The following is a 15,398-nucleotide window of genomic DNA, read 5'->3' as shown; positions in this document are numbered from 1 at the left end:
CCGCGGGACGAAAGTCCCGCCCCGCCCTTGGGCGGAACCGTCAGCGCCTGGATATCCTCCTAACTCTTACGGGGGGCGTGCGCCCTGCTGTCCAGAAACCTTCGATGGGTGCGGAGCATGATCGAGGCTGTTGGCCTGACCAAGCACTACGGCGACAAGACCGCTGTGCACAACCTGTCCTTCCAGGTGCGGCCCGGCGCCGTCACCGGCTTCCTCGGGCCCAACGGCTCGGGCAAGTCGACGACGATGCGGATGATCCTCGGCCTGGACAACCCGACCGCCGGGCACGTCACGATCGGCGGCTATCCCTACCGCAAGCTGCCCAACGCGCCCCGCCAGGTCGGCGCGCTGCTCGACGCCAAGGCCGTGCACGGCGGCCGCAGCGCGCGCAACCACCTGCTGAGCCTGGCCCAGTTGTCCGGCATCCCGGCCCGGCGCGTCGACGAGGTGCTCGGCGTGGTCGGCCTCCAGGACGTGGCCAGGCGGCGCTCCAAGGGCTTCTCGCTCGGCATGGGACAGCGGCTCGGCATCGCCGCCGCGCTGCTCGGCGACCCGCAGGTGCTGCTGTTCGACGAGCCGGTCAACGGCCTCGACCCCGAGGGCATCCACTGGGTGCGCAACTTCATGAAATCCCTCGCGGCCGAGGGACGGACCGTGTTCGTGTCGAGCCACCTCATGAGCGAGATGGCCCTGACCGCCGACCACCTGATCGTCATCGGGCGCGGGCAGTTGCTCGCCGACATGAGCATCAAGGACTTCATCTCCGCGAACTCCGCCGACTTCGCGCGCGTCCGTACGCCGGACACCGAGCCGCAGCTGCGCGAGAAGCTGACCGTCTCGCTCACCGAGGCGGGCGGGCACGTGCTGCCCGAGCAGGACGGCGCGCTGCGGGTGACGGGGCTGCCGCTGCCCCGCATCAGCGACATCGCGCACGACACCGGCGTACGGCTGTGGGAGCTGTCGCCGCATCAGGCCTCGCTGGAGGAGGCGTACATGCGGATGACACAGGGCGTCGTCGACTACCGCTCGACCGACGACCAGAAGTCCGGCCTCCAGCAGCCGCTGCCGCCGGGCGCCCAGCCGCCGATGCCGGTCCCCGGCCAGGGCCAGCCCGACTGGTACGCCCCGCCGCCGCCCCAGCAGGGTGACGCGCCCCTCGCCCCGCACCAGGGCCTGCCGGGCGCTCAGCCGGCCGCAGGGCCGTACGGGGCTCCGGGCGCGCAGGGGGTGCCGGGTGCGGGCGCGCCTGGCATGCCGGGTGCGGGTACGCAGGGTGCGCCGGGCGCCGGTGTGCCGGGGATGCCGGGCGCCGGTGCGCCCAACCCGTACGCGCAGCCCGCGCCGCGGGCGCATCCGGCACCGCAGAGCGGGCCCCCGGCCCAGCCGTCCGCGCCGCCGCAGCCCCCGCAGGCTGCTCCCGCGCAGCCCGCCGCCCCGGCCCCGACCGCCTCCGCCGCCCCGACCAAGCCCGAGGACGCCCGATGAGCACGCCCCAGCCCCCGATGCCGCAGGCCGCGCCCGACCGGCAGCAGGCGGCCACAGCTGCGTATCCCGCCTCCGGCTCGCCGCACCCCGCCTCCGGATCGCCGTATCCCACCTACACCTCGCCGATCCCGGTGGTGCGCACGCACCTCGGGCACGCCCTGGCCTCCGAGTGGACGAAGATCAAGTCGGTGCGCTCGACGATATGGACGCTGGGCGTGTTCCTCCTGCTGGTCATCGGCGTCGGCCTGCTCACCGGCGCGGTGGTGGCAGCCTCCGACGCGGACCTGTCCGGCGAGAACGCGCTGTCGATGGGCTTCTTCGGGCTGCTGCTGGGCAGCATGTGCATCATCACGCTGGGCGTGCTGACCACGGCCTCGGAGTACGGCACCGGCATGATCCGCACCACGATGGTCGCGTGCCCCTCCCGCGCTCGGGTCCTCGCGGCGAAGGCCGTGGTGTTCTTCCTGGTGGCGTTCGTGGTGACGCTGGTCTCCGCGTCCGTCGTCGGCATCCTGCACGTGGTCATGCTGGAGGGCAACGGCGTCGCGCAGCCCAGCGGCGGCGAATGGCTGAAGGGCACCGTCGGCATCGCCCTCTACGTCGCGCTGCTCGGCCTGCTCTCGCTCGCCGTCGGCTCGATGATCCGGCACTCGGCGGGCGCCATCACCATCATGATCGGCGCCCTGCTCGCCCCGCTGGTGTTGGCGCTGTTCATGTTCTCGGCGTCGCTGGAGGACGTGCGCCAGGCCCTGTTCGAGTACTCCATCCCGAACCAGCTCAGCGTCTTCTACGCCAACTCCCTCACCCGGTCCGGCCCGTCCGGCTGGGACCCGCTGTGGATCATCCTCGGCGTGACGGCCGTTGCCTTCGCCGGCGCCTTCGCGCTGCTGGAGAAGCGGGACGTGTAGGGGGCCGTCAGAACCTCGGGGCGTTACGGGACCGCTGCACCGGCGTGGTGCGGCGGTCCCGCGCGTTCCAGCATGCCTTGTGCCAGTGGCGCCGGTCGTCGACGCCCGCGTACTCGGGCCAGGCCACCACGTGCGGGACCCCGTCCGGGATCAGCTGCTCGCAGCCGGGGCAGCGGTACGACTTGCCCTGCGCGCTCGCGCCCGCCACGTGCCGCACGCTCCACTCCTCGCCCTGCCAGCTCTCCGTGGACTGCCAGCCGCCGTAACGGCCGGGACGGTCGTCCTCGGCGCTCCGGCCGGACGAGAGGGCTCCTTTGAGGCCCTTGGGTCGATTGCGACGCGGGGACACAGGACACCTCACAGGGGTATACAGGAAGCACAGGCCACGTCCAGCGTACGCGGCGCGGACAGGGGTATGCGTACGGCACCAATCACCGCAAGTCCCTCTCCAGGGCAGCACGGATCTCTCTCCGGAGACCCGCATTCTGCAGACAATCGGCAAATCTCCCCGCCGACCGTGTCCTCGGCACGTGTCAGGCGGTTATGCCCTGTGGGGGAGCTCCGTGTCGGGGCCAAGGAAGCAGGAAAGCAATGCGCGTTGGAAGTTTCGTGTTGGGGGCCCAGTTCCCCGGGCAGGGCGAGGGGGAGGCGCTGCACCGCGCGGTCCGCTCCGCCGAGGTCGCGGAGGAGGCGGGGCTCGACACGGTCTGGCTGGCCGAGCACCATTTCGTGCCGTACGGCACCTGCCCGTCCGCGGTCACCCTGGCCGCCTTACTGCTCGGCCGCACCCGCCGGATCCGCGTCGGCACGGCGGTCAGCGTGCTGCCCACCACCCACCCCGTGACGCTCGGCGAGCAGGCCGCGCTGCTGCATCTGACGAGTGGCGGGCGCCTCACGCTGGGCGTGGGCCGCGGCGGCCCGTGGGTCGACCTCGAGGTGTTCGGCACGGGCCTCGACGCCTACGAGAAACACTTCCCGGAATCACTCGATCTGCTGGTGCGCTGGCTGCGCGAACCGGCCGTCGCCGCCTCCGGCGACCGCTTCCGGTTCCGCGAAGTCCCCGTCGTACCCCGGCCGTCGGAGTCCCTCACGGACACCGCGGGGCCCGAGGTCGTCCTCGCGTGCACCTCCCCGGCGAGCGTGCGGCTGGCCGCCGAGCGCGGGCTGCCGATGCTGCTCGGGATGCACGTCGGGGACGAGGAGAAGGCCGAGATGGTCGCCCTGTGGGGGCAGTACGCGCGCGCGGCGGGGCGGCCGGCGGACGAGATCCGTGCCGCGTCCCATGTCTCGGCGGGCGTCTGCCAGATCGCCGACCGGCGCACGGACGCGGTGGAGACGGTGCTGAAGGCGATGCCGGGCTGGCTGAAGCAAGGCCTGGAGGCGCATGTCACGGTGGACGGCCGGACGCGTCAGATGCGCGACCCGCTGGCCTACACCGAACTGCTCTGCGGGCTGCACCCGGTGGGCACGCCCCGGCTGTGCGCCGACCGGCTCGCGGCGACCAGCGAGCGGACCGGCATCTCCCGCTTCGCCCTGCTGGTCGAGGGATCCGGCGACCTGGCGGCCACCGAGGAGAACGTACGGCGGCTCGGGGCCGAGGTGCTGTCCCAACTGCGGTGAAGCCAGATCCGTCAGAAGGGCCCTAGGGGCGATGACGGCGGTGGCCGCCGGGATTGCGCAGGGAGCTTGCCGCCCCGGTACGTGACGCACCTCCCGCGTACGGGACGGCAAGCAAACGGCGCTGTGCGTCAGCAGTCCCGAAACTCCGGCGACTGGTTCAGCAACTGGCTGCGGACCGAGGTGAAACGGGTCAGCGTCTCGTCGACCGAGGAGTCCAACGGGAACACCGCCACCCGGTGGCAGTTCTGGAAGGCCAGCCGCACACCGAAGTGCCGTTGCAGCGCGCCGCGTATCGCGTCACTCGCGAGCGCACGCAGCAGCTGACCGCGCGCCTGCTCGTCCGGCGGGGGCGTCTGGTTGTCGGCGAACTGGCCGCCGTCCACCTTCAGCTGGGCCACCAGGGAGCTGATCATCTCCCACGCATAGGGCAGGGAGGTCCGGACGCAGTCGACGAATTCAGCTTCGTCGACCTCGCCTCGCTCGGCCTGTTCGAGTAGGGCCGGTGAGACGTCGAGCGACATGGGTTCTCCTCTCGCACCCCCGAAGAGCAGGGGTTGCCGGACAGGTAAGGGAGTTCGCGATACAGAACACGCTGCGTACACAACTCGCGACCTCCCGTTCCATACCGTAGGCAACGGACGGTGACCGCACCAGGAAATTGCCGGTTTAGGGCGCTCCCCTTGGGAACACAATCGGCCAATACCGAACAGGTGAGTACTGGGAGAAAAGGGCGGTCCACAGTCGAAGGGGCGGACCGCAGGTTGTGCGTTGAGGGCGGTGGTGGGAGACGGGAGGGCGAATCGCGAGAAGCGGCGGGCGTCGAGTAGCGTTGCCGACCATGCGTCTCGTCATTGCCCGCTGCTCCGTCGACTACGCCGGGCGGCTCACCGCCCATCTCCCCTCGGCCCCGCGCCTGATCCTGGTGAAGGCGGACGGCAGCGTCTCGATACACGCCGACGACCGGGCCTACAAGCCCCTGAACTGGATGTCGCCGCCCTGCACGCTGAAGGAGGGCACCGGTGCGGAAGACGGCGTCTGGACCGTCGTCAACAAGGCGGGCGAGAAGCTCATCATCACGATGGAGGAGGTGCTGCACGACTCCTCGCACGAACTGGGCGTGGATCCCGGCCTGATCAAGGACGGCGTGGAAGCACACCTGCAGGAACTGCTCGCCGACCGCATCGACACGCTCGGCGAGGGCTACACGCTCATCCGCCGCGAGTACATGACGGCCATCGGCCCGGTCGACATCCTGTGCCGGGACGCCGAGGGGCAGACGGTCGCGGTCGAGATCAAGCGGCGCGGCGAGATCGACGGCGTGGAGCAGCTCACCCGCTACCTGGAGCTGCTGAACCGCGACCCCCATCTCGCCCCGGTCCGCGGCATCTTCGCCGCCCAGGAGATCAAGCCCCAGGCCCGGGTCCTCGCCACCGACCGCGGCATCGGCTGCCACGTCCTGGACTACGACGCCCTGCGCGGCATCGAGGACGACATGCTGCGGCTGTTCTGAACGCCAAGGCCATCCATACGACCGTCGAGAGGGCCGGGTCCGCACGGGAGATCCGGCCCTCCGTCATGGACGCACCCTCAGATGACCTGCTCCCCCGAACTGCTCGTCTGCGCCGGGGTGCTGGGCGCCGGGCCGCTCGCCGTGTTGGACTCGGGCGGCGAGGGCGGCGGGTCGGACGTCGGCGGCTCCGAGGTCGGCGGCTGTGACGTGGGCGGCTCGGACGTCGGAGGATTCGCCGTCGGCGGCTTCGACGTGGTGGGCGGCTTCGACGTCGTCGGCGGCCTGGAGGTCGTCGGCGGCTTCGGCGGCGACGTGGGGTCGTCGCCGGGGTCCCGGGTTCCGCTCGGGTCGTCCGACGGGGTCGGCGATTTGCTGGCGGGCGGTGTCGGGTCGTCGGACGTGCCGAACGTGCCGTCCGGGCCGGGGTCGGTCGGCTCGCTGGTCGCCGCGCCGACGTTCCCGCCGCCGTCCTGGGGCGGCTGGTCCGCGCCGAGCCTGCCGTCGTCCACGCCCTGGCTCGCCGAGGGGTTGACGTCGACCTGGCCGGACGGCGGCCCGGGGTCCTTGTCCGACGTGGCGCCCAGCGTCACCACCGTGCCGAGCACGGCGACGAGCAGCGCGCCCGCCCCGACCGCCACGAGGTTGCGCCGGGCCAGGCCCGTGAGGCCGCCCCCGGCCTTGCGCGAGGACGCGGGCGGGGTGCGGTGGGCGACGACGGTCGCGGAGGTCACGGGGGACGGCTGGTGCGGCGGGAAGGGCGCCGGGACGCCACCGGGCGGCGAGGCGGACTCGTCGTACCGCGCGTCGGGCACCTCCTCCCCCGCCGTCGGCCCGAGCGCCGCCACTCCGGTGCCCGGCGTGGTGCCGTCACGGTCGGCCACGAGGGCCAGGGCACGGCGCCCCGCGACGGTGCCGCGCTTGTCGGCGAGGGAGCCGCGCAGGCCGATGGAGGCCTCCAGTTCGGCGCGGGCCTGGTCGAGCCGGCCGCGGCACAGCGCGAGGATGCCGAGCTCGTGGTGGAAGTAGGCCTGTTCGGCGATGTCCCCGGCGAGCCGGGCGGCCTCGGCGCCGGAGCGCAGCGTCCGCTCCCAGGCGCTCCAGTGCAGTCCGGCGGCGAACGCGGGCGCCGCCGTGCGCGCCAGCTGCACGGCGGTGGCCGACTCTCCCTCGGCGGGCGGGGTGGTGTCCGGCACGAGCACGGCGAGGGCGGCCAGTACGGCGTCCGCCTCGGCGCACACACGTTCCGGAGTGACCGAGGGGTGCCCGGCCCACCAGGCGTAGTGCTGGGCGGCGGTCAGGGCCCGCTCCGTGCGGTCGTCGGCGTATCCGGCGGCCTCCAGCTGGGTCAGCACCCCGGCGGTGAGCCGGTAGCGGGAGCCGACCGGGGAGACCAGGCCGCACGCGGCCAGCTCGCCGAGCGCGGCGTCGGCGTGGGTGTCGCCGACCAGGGCGGGCAGGTGTGCCTGGTGCGGCACCTCGCCGCCGAGGGCGACGGCGAAGCTCAGCGTGGCGCGCGCGGAGGCGCTCAGCCGGGCGGCGAGCAGCGCGGCGGGCGCGGCGGCCTCGCCGAGCGAGGGCAGAGGTACCTCTTCACCGTCGGCGTCGGCCGGGGACGGGGCGGTGGGCGGGTCGTCCGGGCGGGCGTCCTCGAAGACGCCGAACTCGTCGACGGCGTCCGCGCCGGCCCGCAGCCGGTCGCGCTGCCGCAGCAGGGCGCCGGCCTGCACGAACCTGAGCGGCAGGCCCTCGGACTCGAACCACAGGTCACCGGCCCAGTTGGCCTCGTCCTCGGTGAGGACCCGGCCGACGGCCTGCTCCAGCAGTTCACGGCCGGCCGCCTGGTCGATGCCGCCGAGGAAGACCTCCTCCACGGCCGCGTCCGCGGACGGGGCGGGGGTCTCTGGGCTCGCGCCGATCAGGAAGGCGCACTCGGGGGTGGCCGCCAGCAACTCGTCGAGGCCGGCGCCGCCGAACTCGACGTCGTCGAGGACGACGACCGCGCCGATCTCCCGCAGGCTGCCGAGCAGTTCGTCCCGTGCGGGCCGGTGCAGGGGCGCGTTGTGGACGGCGTAGAAGAGGTCGTACAGCGCGTCGTCGGCGGTGCCGTGGAAGCCGCTGAGGCGGACCACGCCGTCGGGGGCGAGGTCCACGCAGTCCTCGGCGACGATGTCGAGCAGGCGCGTGCGGCCCGCGCCGGCGGGGCCGGTCAGGCGCACGGAGCGGCCCCGGGCGAGCAGCCGCACCAGCCGCTCCCGCTCGTCCTGGCGGGCCAGCAGCGGCAGCGTGGGCTGCGCCGGTCCCGGCGGGACGGGCGGGCGGGCCGCGCGGTCGGTCCCGGCGCGTTCGGCCGTGGTGAGCTTCGCGGGGCGGCCGGGCCGCTCGGCCGGTGGGCAGGCCTCGATCTCGCTGCCGTCGACCGGGTTGACGGTCAGCAGGAAGTCGCCGGCGACGAGCTGCACCGTGCGGGCGAGTGCGGGCGCGTGCTGCGCGAAGTCGGGTGTGAGGGAGTCCCTTGGCGGGCGCTGGCGCGGCGTCTGGCCGCCGCCGTCCTGGCCGTGCTCCTCGGGTCCCCGGTGGTTCGGGTCCATAGGTTCAAGCCCCCAAAAGCGTCGTGTGCCACGTCCCGGCCCTCCCGGCCTTGCCGCACATCGCGCTGTCGCTTCTGGTCCGGGCCCGCATGAGGGTTGCTGGGCAGCGGGCAGCCGAACCTTAAACCTTCGCTCAGTATGTCCGACCGTCCGGGGTACCGCGCCGCCCGAGACGTCACAGTCTCGTGAGGATTGTTCGTGTCGCGCGTTTCGCCCGCCCGTCTCCCACCACCCTCAACGGAGAACCTACGGCTTCCACTTGACTGCGGTCCGCTGTCCCGGGTCGCCGGGGTTCGCACCCGTTGGGGGGCGTCACACGCGAGGCAGGCTCTCCACCCCGATGCCGCCCTCGATCGCGAGGATCCGGTGGAGCCGGGTGGCCACCAGCAGGCGCTGCATCTGCGGCGGTACAGCGCGCAGCACCAGGCGCCGGCCGCAGCGGCCGGCCCGCCGGTGGGCTCCCATGATCACCCCCAGACCGGTGGCGTCCCAGGAGTCCAGCTCGGACAGGTCGAGCACCAGGTCACCGACTCCGTCGTCGACGGCCGAGTGCAGGACCGTACGGGCGTCCGCCGCGCTGCGGACGTCGAGGCGGCCCCCGACGACCAGCTCGACGTGGTCGCCCCTGATGTGCATATGCGCTCCCCTGTGCGTGCGTCTCGTGCTCCGCGGTGTGATGCCCGGTGTTGCAACCTCTGACTGCCCGACACGGTCGGAGGTTGCCGTCTGTAAGCGAACCGATACCGAATTCACCCCGAGGTGTGATGCCTTCGGGGTGCGCGCGGTTGCTGGGCCCCGGGCGTCAGTGCTTGTAGAAGCCCTGCCCGCTCTTACGGCCGGTGTCACCGGCATCAACCATCCGGCGCATCAGCTCGGGAGCGGCGAACTTCTCGTCCTGGGACTCGGTGTAGATGTTGCTGGTGGCGTGCAGCAGGATGTCGACGCCGGTGAGGTCGGCCGTGGCGAGCGGGCCCATGGCGTGGCCGAAGCCCAGCTTGCAGGCCAGGTCGATGTCCTCGGCGGTGGCGACGCCCGACTCGTACAGCTTGGCGGCCTCGACGACGAGGGCGCAGATGAGACGGGTGGTCACGAAACCGGCGACGTCCCGGTTGACGACGATGCAGGTCTTGCCGACCGACTCCGCGAACTCCCGGGCCCTGGCGAGCGTCTGATCGCTCGTCTTGTAACCCCGGACGAGCTCGCACAGCTGCATCATCGGCACCGGCGAGAAGAAGTGCGTACCCACGACCCGCTCCGGGCGCTCCGTCACGGCCGCGATCTTGGTGATCGGGATGGCGGAGGTGTTGGAGGCGAGGATCGCGTCGTCCTTGACGAGCTTGTCGAGCGTCCGGAAGATCTCGTGCTTGATGTCGAGCTTCTCGAAGACGGCCTCGACGACGACGTCGGCGTCCGCGGCGGCGTCCAGGTCGGTGGTCGCCGTGATGCGGGCGAGGGCGGCGTCGGCGTCGTGCGCCTCCAGCCTGCCCTTGCTCACGAACTTGTCGTACGAGGCCTTGATGCCGTCCGTGCCGCGCCTGAGCGCCTCGCCGGTGACGTCGCGCAGGACGACGTCCCAGCCCGCCTGGGCGGAGACCTGGGCGATGCCGGAACCCATGAGGCCGGCCCCGATGACGGCGAGCTTGCGTGCCACTGTGCGACTCCCCTTTGAAACAGCACGAGCGCTTACACGCTGTTGACGTTTGCCTCTTCGGCGGACCTTAGCGCTCGTGAGGGGCTGTGTGGCCGCTAAGTAATGCGCGTCACGTCTCACATGACGGACATCACACCGGCACGGCTCACTCCGCGCCCCGGACGGCGTAGTTGAGCACCTTCTCGCCCAACAGGCCCTCATCTCATCCAGGAGCACCAGCGTCTCGCGCGACACCTCGTTGCGGTCACGGCCGGCGACCATCGCGCGCCCGATGGTGCCCATGACGGTCTGGTGGATCCAGTTGATCTGACCGGCGATCAGCGTGGGCAGCGGGTCGTCGGCGGCGGCGCCGGTCTCCTCGCGCAGGGTCGCCTCCAGGTTCTCCTGGACCTCCTGCTGGATGCTCCACAGGCGGGAGCGCAGGGGCGGCGCGCCGTCATCGACCTGACCGTCCGCGAGGGGGAGATCCTCGGCTTCCTGGGCCCCAACGGCGCCGGCAAGACGACCACGCTGCGCATGCTGACCACGCTCCTCGCGCCCACCGGCGGCGCGGCCACCGTCGCCGGGTGCGACCTGGCCACCGATCCGGCCGCGCGCGATTCACGATCACCATGGAGAAGAGTCAGGGGGTGGTCGAGCGGATGCGGGTCACCCCCGTGAGCCGGCTGGCCCTGCTGCTGGGCCGGGTCCTGCGGGACGCCACGGTCCTCCTGTTCCAGGCGGTGCTGCTGGTGCTGGCGGCCCTGGTCATGGGCCTGAGGGCACCCCTGCCCGGCGTCCTGATCGGCTTCGCGTTCGTCGCCCTGCTGACCCTCTCGCTGGCCTCGCTGTCGTACGCGCTGGGCATGCGGCTGAGCACCCCGCAGGCTTTCGGCCCGGCGGTCAACGCGCTGACCATGCCGTCCATGCTGCTGTCCGGCCTGATGAACCCGATGACCCTGGGGCCGCAGTGGCTGGACGTGCTGTCCCACCTCATGCCGTTCCGCTATCTGGTGGACGCGGTGCGCGACGCGTACGTCGGCTCCTACGCCACCGCGCACATGCTGTACGGCGTGCTGGTCGCCGCCGGCTTCGCGGTGCTGGCCGTGACGGTGGGCACACGCGTGTTCCGTACCGCCGGGGCGTGACTGCGCTGGGTGCATGGTCAACCTGACGCGCATCTGCACCAGGACCGGCGACCGGGGCACCACCGCCCTCGGCGACATGAGCCGGGTCGCCAAGACCGACCTGCGGATCGCCGCCTACGCCGACGCCAACGAGGCCAACGCGGCCAACGCGGCGATCGGCACGGCGATCGCACTCGGCGGCCTGGGCGGCCTGGACGAGGAGATCGTCAAGGTCCTCACCCGCGTCCAGAACGACCTGTTCGACGTGGGTGCGGACCTGTCGACGCCGGTGATGGAGCCCTCGTCCTGACGACGCAGCAAGGGCCGCCTTTGTCTCACTTGTCCGCACGTTGGCGTCGAAGGTCCCGCCTCCGGTACAACCGGGCTCCCGATCTTGAAGGAGTACGCGCGTGAGACCTCGTTCCAGCGTTCCCGCCGCACTGGCGGTCCTCTCCCTCTCCCTGGCCGGATGCGCCGAGGGCAACGGCGCCGGAAGCGGGCCGACGGCTTCCGGAAAGCCGGTGGCATCGCCCTCCAAGGCCGCCGACGAGCCACAGACACCCGAGGAGTTCCTGACCCGGGCGAGGGAGGCGATGTCCGGACAGAAGGGCTGGACGTTCACCGTGAAGGGCAGCGAGGGGCTGACGTCGCAGGGCCAGGAGAGCACCGCCACGTACACGGCCACGGTGAACCGAACGCAGGATCCCATGGCCCTCCACTCCACCGGGACCACCCACGCCAAGGGCGTCGCCAAGCCGGAAGAGGTATACGTCGTCGACGCGACGGGATACGTCAGGAAGGGCGGACCGGGGGCGCAGTGGAAGAGCGGCTCTCTGACGGACCCGGACATCGCAACCGTGGTGGAGGACCCGCTCGCCGCACTCGACGCGTTCCGGAGCTACGGCCAAGAGGAGCCGGCCGACGGGATCTCGGTACGGAAGTCGACCGGCCAGGTCGCCCTGGAGGTGACCGTCTCCTCGGCGAAACTCCCCGCGGTGCGGAGCCGGGGCGTCGTCGAGAAGGCCCTGCGCGAACTGACCCCGACCCTTGAGCAGTTGCACACAGCGGGAGTCGCCGCTCCGGAGAACGGGCTCACCGTGGAGCGGGCCGAGGAGGAACTGGTCCTCGACCCCACCACGTACCGCATCAAGTCCCACCGCTTCCGGTGCACCTTCCTCATCCCGTACGGCGGCGGGAGCATGCGCTACAGCCAGGAGGTGACGGAGCAGACTCAAGGAGCGTTCACGGGAGTCATCGCACTTCCTTCAGGCGTCGGCTGAGCCGCCCGGAACGGCTCAGCCGCTCGACTCCTTGTTACTTGTCCAGCCAGTCGGTGAGGCGCACGGACCGGTCCGCGAGGTCGTCGCAGATCTCAGTCCTCACAGACCTCACAGATAGAGCTGTCGCTTGCAGTCCCGGCAGTGGGTCTTGCCGTTGCACTTCTCAGTCTGCCGGTGCTCGCACGCCTCGGTCCCGGCCGTCACGTCGTCCCGATCTTCCCGGTCGGCAGGGCTGTGGTGGACGACGGTCACGCCGTGCCCCTGTGCCCCCGCAGCAGCTCGGCCAGTTCCTCCGGGGGCCGCATCACCGCGTAATCGCCGAAGTTCCGCCGGTAGCACAGGTGCCACGTCTCCTGTGTGTGCCTGCGCTGCCACTCCTCGACCGGCCCGGGATGACCGCACGTGCCGGACTTCGCACCGCACTCGGTCTCGTCGCCGGACACGCAACGGGCCTCGTACTCGGGCTCCGCGGTCCGGTCCTGCTCGATGGTGAACGGAACGTAGCGGAACACGCGCCGCGTCACCGCGCCGCTCCCCTGTCGATGAGGGCCGCCAACTCCCGTGCGAGGGGCGGAGAGCAGCGTCCCAGCTCGATGAGGGGGCGGGGATTCGCGTCCGCGTAGGTGCTCGGGTCCAGCCGCAGCGACGGGAGTCTGAGCCCGGCACGTTCGAGGGCGGTCGCGAGGGCGTCCCTGACCTCTTCGGCGCCTCTGATCGTCTCGGCCCTGGTCTGGCGTTCCGTCGTCATGGGTTCCGTTCCTTTCGCCGCTTCCTTGTTTCCCTGTGCCGGGTGAACTGCCTGGATTACTCTGCGTGTTCCGGGCACTACAAGCATGGCCCGGGAGCAGGGCCGGAACGCCGTGGCCGAGCTGTCCTTCGCCGCGCCACGGCGTACTTCCGCACCTGCCACGGCCGTCTTCCACGGACCACGGAGGAGCGCGATGCCGCCGAGAAGGGTGATCACAGGACGGAGCCAGGAGCCCCGGCGACGGTACGCGGAGGAGCTTCGCCTCCTGCGGGTGTCCAGGGGCGAGAGTCTGCGGGACCTGGCCAAGGTGGTGGGCTGGGACGCGTCGCTGTTCGGCAAGCTGGAGAGCGGGGCGACGCTGGGCAGCCCCGAGGTCGCCGAGGCGCTGGACCAGCATTACGGGACGCCGGGGTTGTTGCTGGCGTTGTGGGAGCTGGCGGTCGCGGATCCGACGCAGTTCAAGGAGCGGTATCGGCGGTACATGGTGTTGGAGAGCGAGGCGGTGAGTCTGTGGCACTTCGGGGTGAGCATCCTGCCCGGTGTGCTCCAGACAGATGCGTACGCGTACGAAGTGCTCGCGCTGGGCGGTTACAAGGGCAAGAAGCTGGACCAGCAGGTCGAAGCACGTACAGGACGGCGGAAGCTGCTGGACGGGGAGGACGCGCCACCGTTCCGCGCCCTTCTCGCCGAGGTGGTGCTGCGCACTCCACTGCGCGACGCGGAGGCGTGGCGGGAACAGCTGGAGTACCTGCTGGATGCGTCGGAGCGCTCGAACATCACGCTTCAAGTACTCCCGCCGAACTCTGGCCTGCATGGGCTGGTGAGCACCGACGTGATGTTCCTGCGGCTGCTTGACGGCGGTACGGTGGCGTACATGGAGAACGCTCACCGCGGCGAACTGATTGAAGAAAACGCCTCGGTTGAGCAGTTGCAACGTGCGTACGATGCGATGCGCGACCAGGCTCTGAACCCGGCCGAGTCGCGGAAGTTCATCCTGCGGATGTTGGAGGAAGTACCGTGCGAGCCATCGACCTGACCGACGTGACGTGGCGCAAGAGCAGCTACAGCAACCCGGACGGCGGCCAGTGCGTCGAGGTCGCCGACAACCTCCCCACCGTCGTCCCCGTCCGTGACAGCAAGGCCCCCGACGGCCCCGCACTCGTCTTCGAGGCCGGAGCGTGGTCGTCGTTCGTCTCGGCCGTCGAGGGCGGCGGGTTCCCCGCCTGAAGCCCCGGCAGCACACGTATCCGACGGACGTACTCGTCCCCGTTGTGCTGGTCCACGGAGCGCAGATACCTGAGGAAGGTGTCTGCGTCGGATACCTCGGCCGCCTGCCCGCCAGAACGGCAGTCCCGCTTCGAGCTCCGTCACAAGCTGCCGCCCGAAGGTCGCCGGCGGCCGGGTCATGTCCCGCCCGTGATGGCGCAGGCCCTCGGCGATGTTGTTCTGCCCTGCCACGCGGAGCGCGCCGATGGCGCCGGCCCCTCAGGCGACGCGGGTCGGGCAGGCGGCCAGCCGGTTCAGCAAGTCGGGTGTGCCTGCCGTTCCATCGCGAAGCACCATCACGGCCTAGTCGGGGCTGCTGCAGCTGCGGTTCCGTGAGGTAATGGAAGCCAAATGGATCTATCGCATCCTTGAACATCTCCCAAGCGCCGCCACCCCAGCCGTACTGAACCGCCCCGGTTCGAATGGAGACTCGATTTCATGAAAGGATCGAGTCATGGCACGACCTTCCCGTTACCCGCTTGAGCTCCGCCGTCGTGCGGTGCGCATGGTCGCCGAAGTGCGCGACGACTACCCGAACGAGACGGCCGCTTTGCAGGCGGTGTCAGAGAAGCTCGACATCGGCTCCCGCGAGACGCTGCGGAACTGGGTCAAGCAGTACGAGATCGACGCGGGGACGAGTCCGGGGACGACGACGGAGGAGTCCGCCCAGCTCAAGGCGTTGAAGAAGGAGAACGCCGAACTCAGGCGGGCCAACGAGATCCTGAAGGCCGCGGCAAGTTTCTTCGCGGCCGAGCTCGACCGGCCACACACACGCTCGTAGCGTTCATCGACGAGCACCGGGACCGCTTCGGCGGCGTCGAGCCGATCTGCAGAACCCTCACCGAGCACGACTGCAAGATCACCCCTTCCACGTACTACGCCCACAAGAAACGCCTCGAAACGCCCTCCGCCCGTTCCATGCGCGATGAGGAACTCAAAGAGCGCATCCAGGAGGTCTACACGTCCAACTACCGTGTCTACGGGGCGAGGAAGATCTGGCGCGAGCTGAACCGGCAGGGACATACGGTAGCCCGCTGCACCGTCGAGCGCCTCATGCGCGAACTCGGCATCACCGGCGCCGTCCGCGGCAAGAAGGTGATCACGACGTAGCTGTTCAGCAGGGCTGACAGCCCGTTCGACCAGAGCATCCCAAGATCGATAAGCTGTGGCCGTGGAGCCTGGTAGTGAGCCGTCGAACGAGGAGTTGAAGCTCCTGCTCGCGGCGAAGGACGCCAC

The 15,398-nt window shown here is 70.9% G+C and carries 17 protein-coding genes and 3 pseudogenes; 12 read left to right on the top strand and 8 right to left on the bottom strand.

What is annotated here, in order from left to right:
• Positions 1–117: 117 nt before the first annotated feature.
• Positions 118–1,485, top strand: coding sequence for an ABC transporter ATP-binding protein (locus H8R17_RS21650; RefSeq protein WP_187824870.1), 1,368 nt, complete (start codon positions 118–120; stop codon positions 1,483–1,485).
• Positions 1,482–2,393: an ABC transporter permease subunit gene (locus H8R17_RS21645; protein ID WP_187824869.1), complete on the top strand. Its 912-nt coding sequence runs from the start codon at positions 1,482–1,484 to the stop codon at positions 2,391–2,393. The genes H8R17_RS21650 and H8R17_RS21645 overlap by 4 nt, the downstream gene beginning before the upstream one ends.
• A gap of 7 nt (positions 2,394–2,400) precedes the next feature.
• Here the strand turns inward: H8R17_RS21645 and H8R17_RS21640 are convergent, their stop codons facing one another.
• A complete protein-coding gene (locus H8R17_RS21640; protein WP_187824868.1) occupies positions 2,401–2,742 on the bottom strand; it encodes an ATP/GTP-binding protein in 342 nt (113 codons plus the stop codon).
• A 242-nt stretch (positions 2,743–2,984) separates the two neighbouring features.
• On the opposite strand from H8R17_RS21640, the gene H8R17_RS21635 reads away from it, so the two are divergent.
• Positions 2,985–4,013, top strand: a complete 1,029-nt coding sequence (locus H8R17_RS21635; RefSeq protein WP_187824867.1) for an LLM class flavin-dependent oxidoreductase — start codon at positions 2,985–2,987, stop codon at positions 4,011–4,013.
• A 128-nt stretch (positions 4,014–4,141) separates the two neighbouring features.
• Here H8R17_RS21635 and H8R17_RS21630 read toward each other — a convergent pair whose 3' ends face one another.
• Positions 4,142–4,534, bottom strand: coding sequence for an SCO5389 family protein (locus H8R17_RS21630; protein ID WP_187824866.1), 393 nt, complete (start codon positions 4,532–4,534; stop codon positions 4,142–4,144).
• 317 nt (positions 4,535–4,851) lie between these two features.
• Between H8R17_RS21630 and nucS the strand changes: the two genes are divergently transcribed.
• Positions 4,852–5,523: an endonuclease NucS gene (gene nucS, locus H8R17_RS21625; RefSeq protein WP_187824865.1), complete on the top strand. Its 672-nt coding sequence runs from the start codon at positions 4,852–4,854 to the stop codon at positions 5,521–5,523.
• A gap of 77 nt (positions 5,524–5,600) precedes the next feature.
• Here nucS and H8R17_RS21620 read toward each other — a convergent pair whose 3' ends face one another.
• From H8R17_RS21620 to H8R17_RS21610, 3 genes are all read right to left on the bottom strand, one after another.
• Positions 5,601–8,111 carry an ATP-binding protein gene (locus H8R17_RS21620; RefSeq protein WP_187824864.1) on the bottom strand — a complete coding sequence of 837 codons (2,511 nt, stop codon included), beginning with the start codon at positions 8,109–8,111 and terminating at the stop codon, positions 5,601–5,603.
• 312 nt (positions 8,112–8,423) lie between these two features.
• Positions 8,424–8,747, bottom strand: coding sequence for an STAS domain-containing protein (locus H8R17_RS21615; RefSeq protein ID WP_187824863.1), 324 nt, complete (start codon positions 8,745–8,747; stop codon positions 8,424–8,426).
• Positions 8,748–8,913: 166 nt separating this feature from the next.
• Positions 8,914–9,762: a 3-hydroxyacyl-CoA dehydrogenase family protein gene (locus tag H8R17_RS21610; protein ID WP_187824862.1), complete on the bottom strand. Its 849-nt coding sequence runs from the start codon at positions 9,760–9,762 to the stop codon at positions 8,914–8,916.
• Between the two features lie 384 nt (positions 9,763–10,146).
• Here H8R17_RS21610 and H8R17_RS21605 point away from each other — a divergent pair.
• The 4 genes and pseudogenes from H8R17_RS21605 to H8R17_RS21590 form a co-directional block, all read left to right on the top strand.
• A pseudogene (locus H8R17_RS21605) lies at positions 10,147–10,353 on the top strand (ATP-binding cassette domain-containing protein); the annotation flags it as partial.
• Positions 10,354–10,376: 23 nt separating this feature from the next.
• A pseudogene (locus tag H8R17_RS21600) lies at positions 10,377–10,889 on the top strand (ABC transporter permease); the annotation flags it as partial.
• A gap of 13 nt (positions 10,890–10,902) precedes the next feature.
• Positions 10,903–11,166, top strand: a pseudogene (locus tag H8R17_RS21595) (ATP:cob(I)alamin adenosyltransferase); the annotation flags it as partial.
• Positions 11,167–11,278: 112 nt separating this feature from the next.
• Positions 11,279–12,148, top strand: a complete 870-nt coding sequence (locus H8R17_RS21590) for a hypothetical protein (RefSeq protein WP_187824861.1) — start codon at positions 11,279–11,281, stop codon at positions 12,146–12,148.
• 108 nt (positions 12,149–12,256) lie between these two features.
• Here H8R17_RS21590 and H8R17_RS21585 read toward each other — a convergent pair whose 3' ends face one another.
• Genes H8R17_RS21585 through H8R17_RS21575 form a run of 3 tightly spaced genes read right to left on the bottom strand, consistent with a single transcriptional unit; the run spans position 12,257 to position 12,896 of the window.
• Positions 12,257–12,400, bottom strand: a complete 144-nt coding sequence (locus H8R17_RS21585; RefSeq protein WP_187824926.1) for a hypothetical protein — start codon at positions 12,398–12,400, stop codon at positions 12,257–12,259.
• Entirely contained in the window at positions 12,397–12,672 is a 276-nt protein-coding gene (locus H8R17_RS21580; RefSeq protein WP_187824860.1) for a hypothetical protein, read from the bottom strand. The genes H8R17_RS21585 and H8R17_RS21580 overlap by 4 nt, the downstream gene beginning before the upstream one ends.
• Positions 12,669–12,896 carry a hypothetical protein gene (locus H8R17_RS21575; protein WP_187824859.1) on the bottom strand — a complete coding sequence of 76 codons (228 nt, stop codon included), beginning with the start codon at positions 12,894–12,896 and terminating at the stop codon, positions 12,669–12,671. The genes H8R17_RS21580 and H8R17_RS21575 overlap by 4 nt, the downstream gene beginning before the upstream one ends.
• Positions 12,897–13,089: 193 nt before the next feature.
• Here H8R17_RS21575 and H8R17_RS21570 point away from each other — a divergent pair, with 193 nt between their 5' ends.
• From H8R17_RS21570 to H8R17_RS21555, 4 genes are all read left to right on the top strand, one after another.
• Complete coding sequence (locus tag H8R17_RS21570; protein WP_187824858.1) at positions 13,090–13,932, top strand: helix-turn-helix transcriptional regulator; 843 nt, start codon at positions 13,090–13,092, stop codon at positions 13,930–13,932.
• Positions 13,914–14,123 (top strand): DUF397 domain-containing protein, encoded by a 210-nt coding sequence (locus H8R17_RS21565; protein ID WP_187824857.1) that lies wholly within the window; start codon positions 13,914–13,916, stop codon positions 14,121–14,123. The genes H8R17_RS21570 and H8R17_RS21565 overlap by 19 nt, the downstream gene beginning before the upstream one ends.
• Before the next feature lie 493 nt (positions 14,124–14,616).
• Positions 14,617–14,943, top strand: coding sequence for a transposase (locus H8R17_RS21560; RefSeq protein ID WP_187824856.1), 327 nt, complete (start codon positions 14,617–14,619; stop codon positions 14,941–14,943).
• Positions 14,944–15,080: 137 nt separating this feature from the next.
• Positions 15,081–15,272 (top strand): IS3 family transposase, encoded by a 192-nt coding sequence (locus H8R17_RS21555; protein ID WP_187824855.1) that lies wholly within the window; start codon positions 15,081–15,083, stop codon positions 15,270–15,272.
• The last annotated feature ends 126 nt before the right edge of the window (positions 15,273–15,398 follow it).

The sequence above is a fragment of the Streptomyces sp. TRM68367 genome (assembly GCF_014495685.1).
GTDB lineage: Bacteria > Actinomycetota > Actinomycetes > Streptomycetales > Streptomycetaceae > Streptomyces.
Note: the sequence above shows the minus strand (reverse complement) of the source record. Positions and strands in the feature narration are given on the sequence as shown.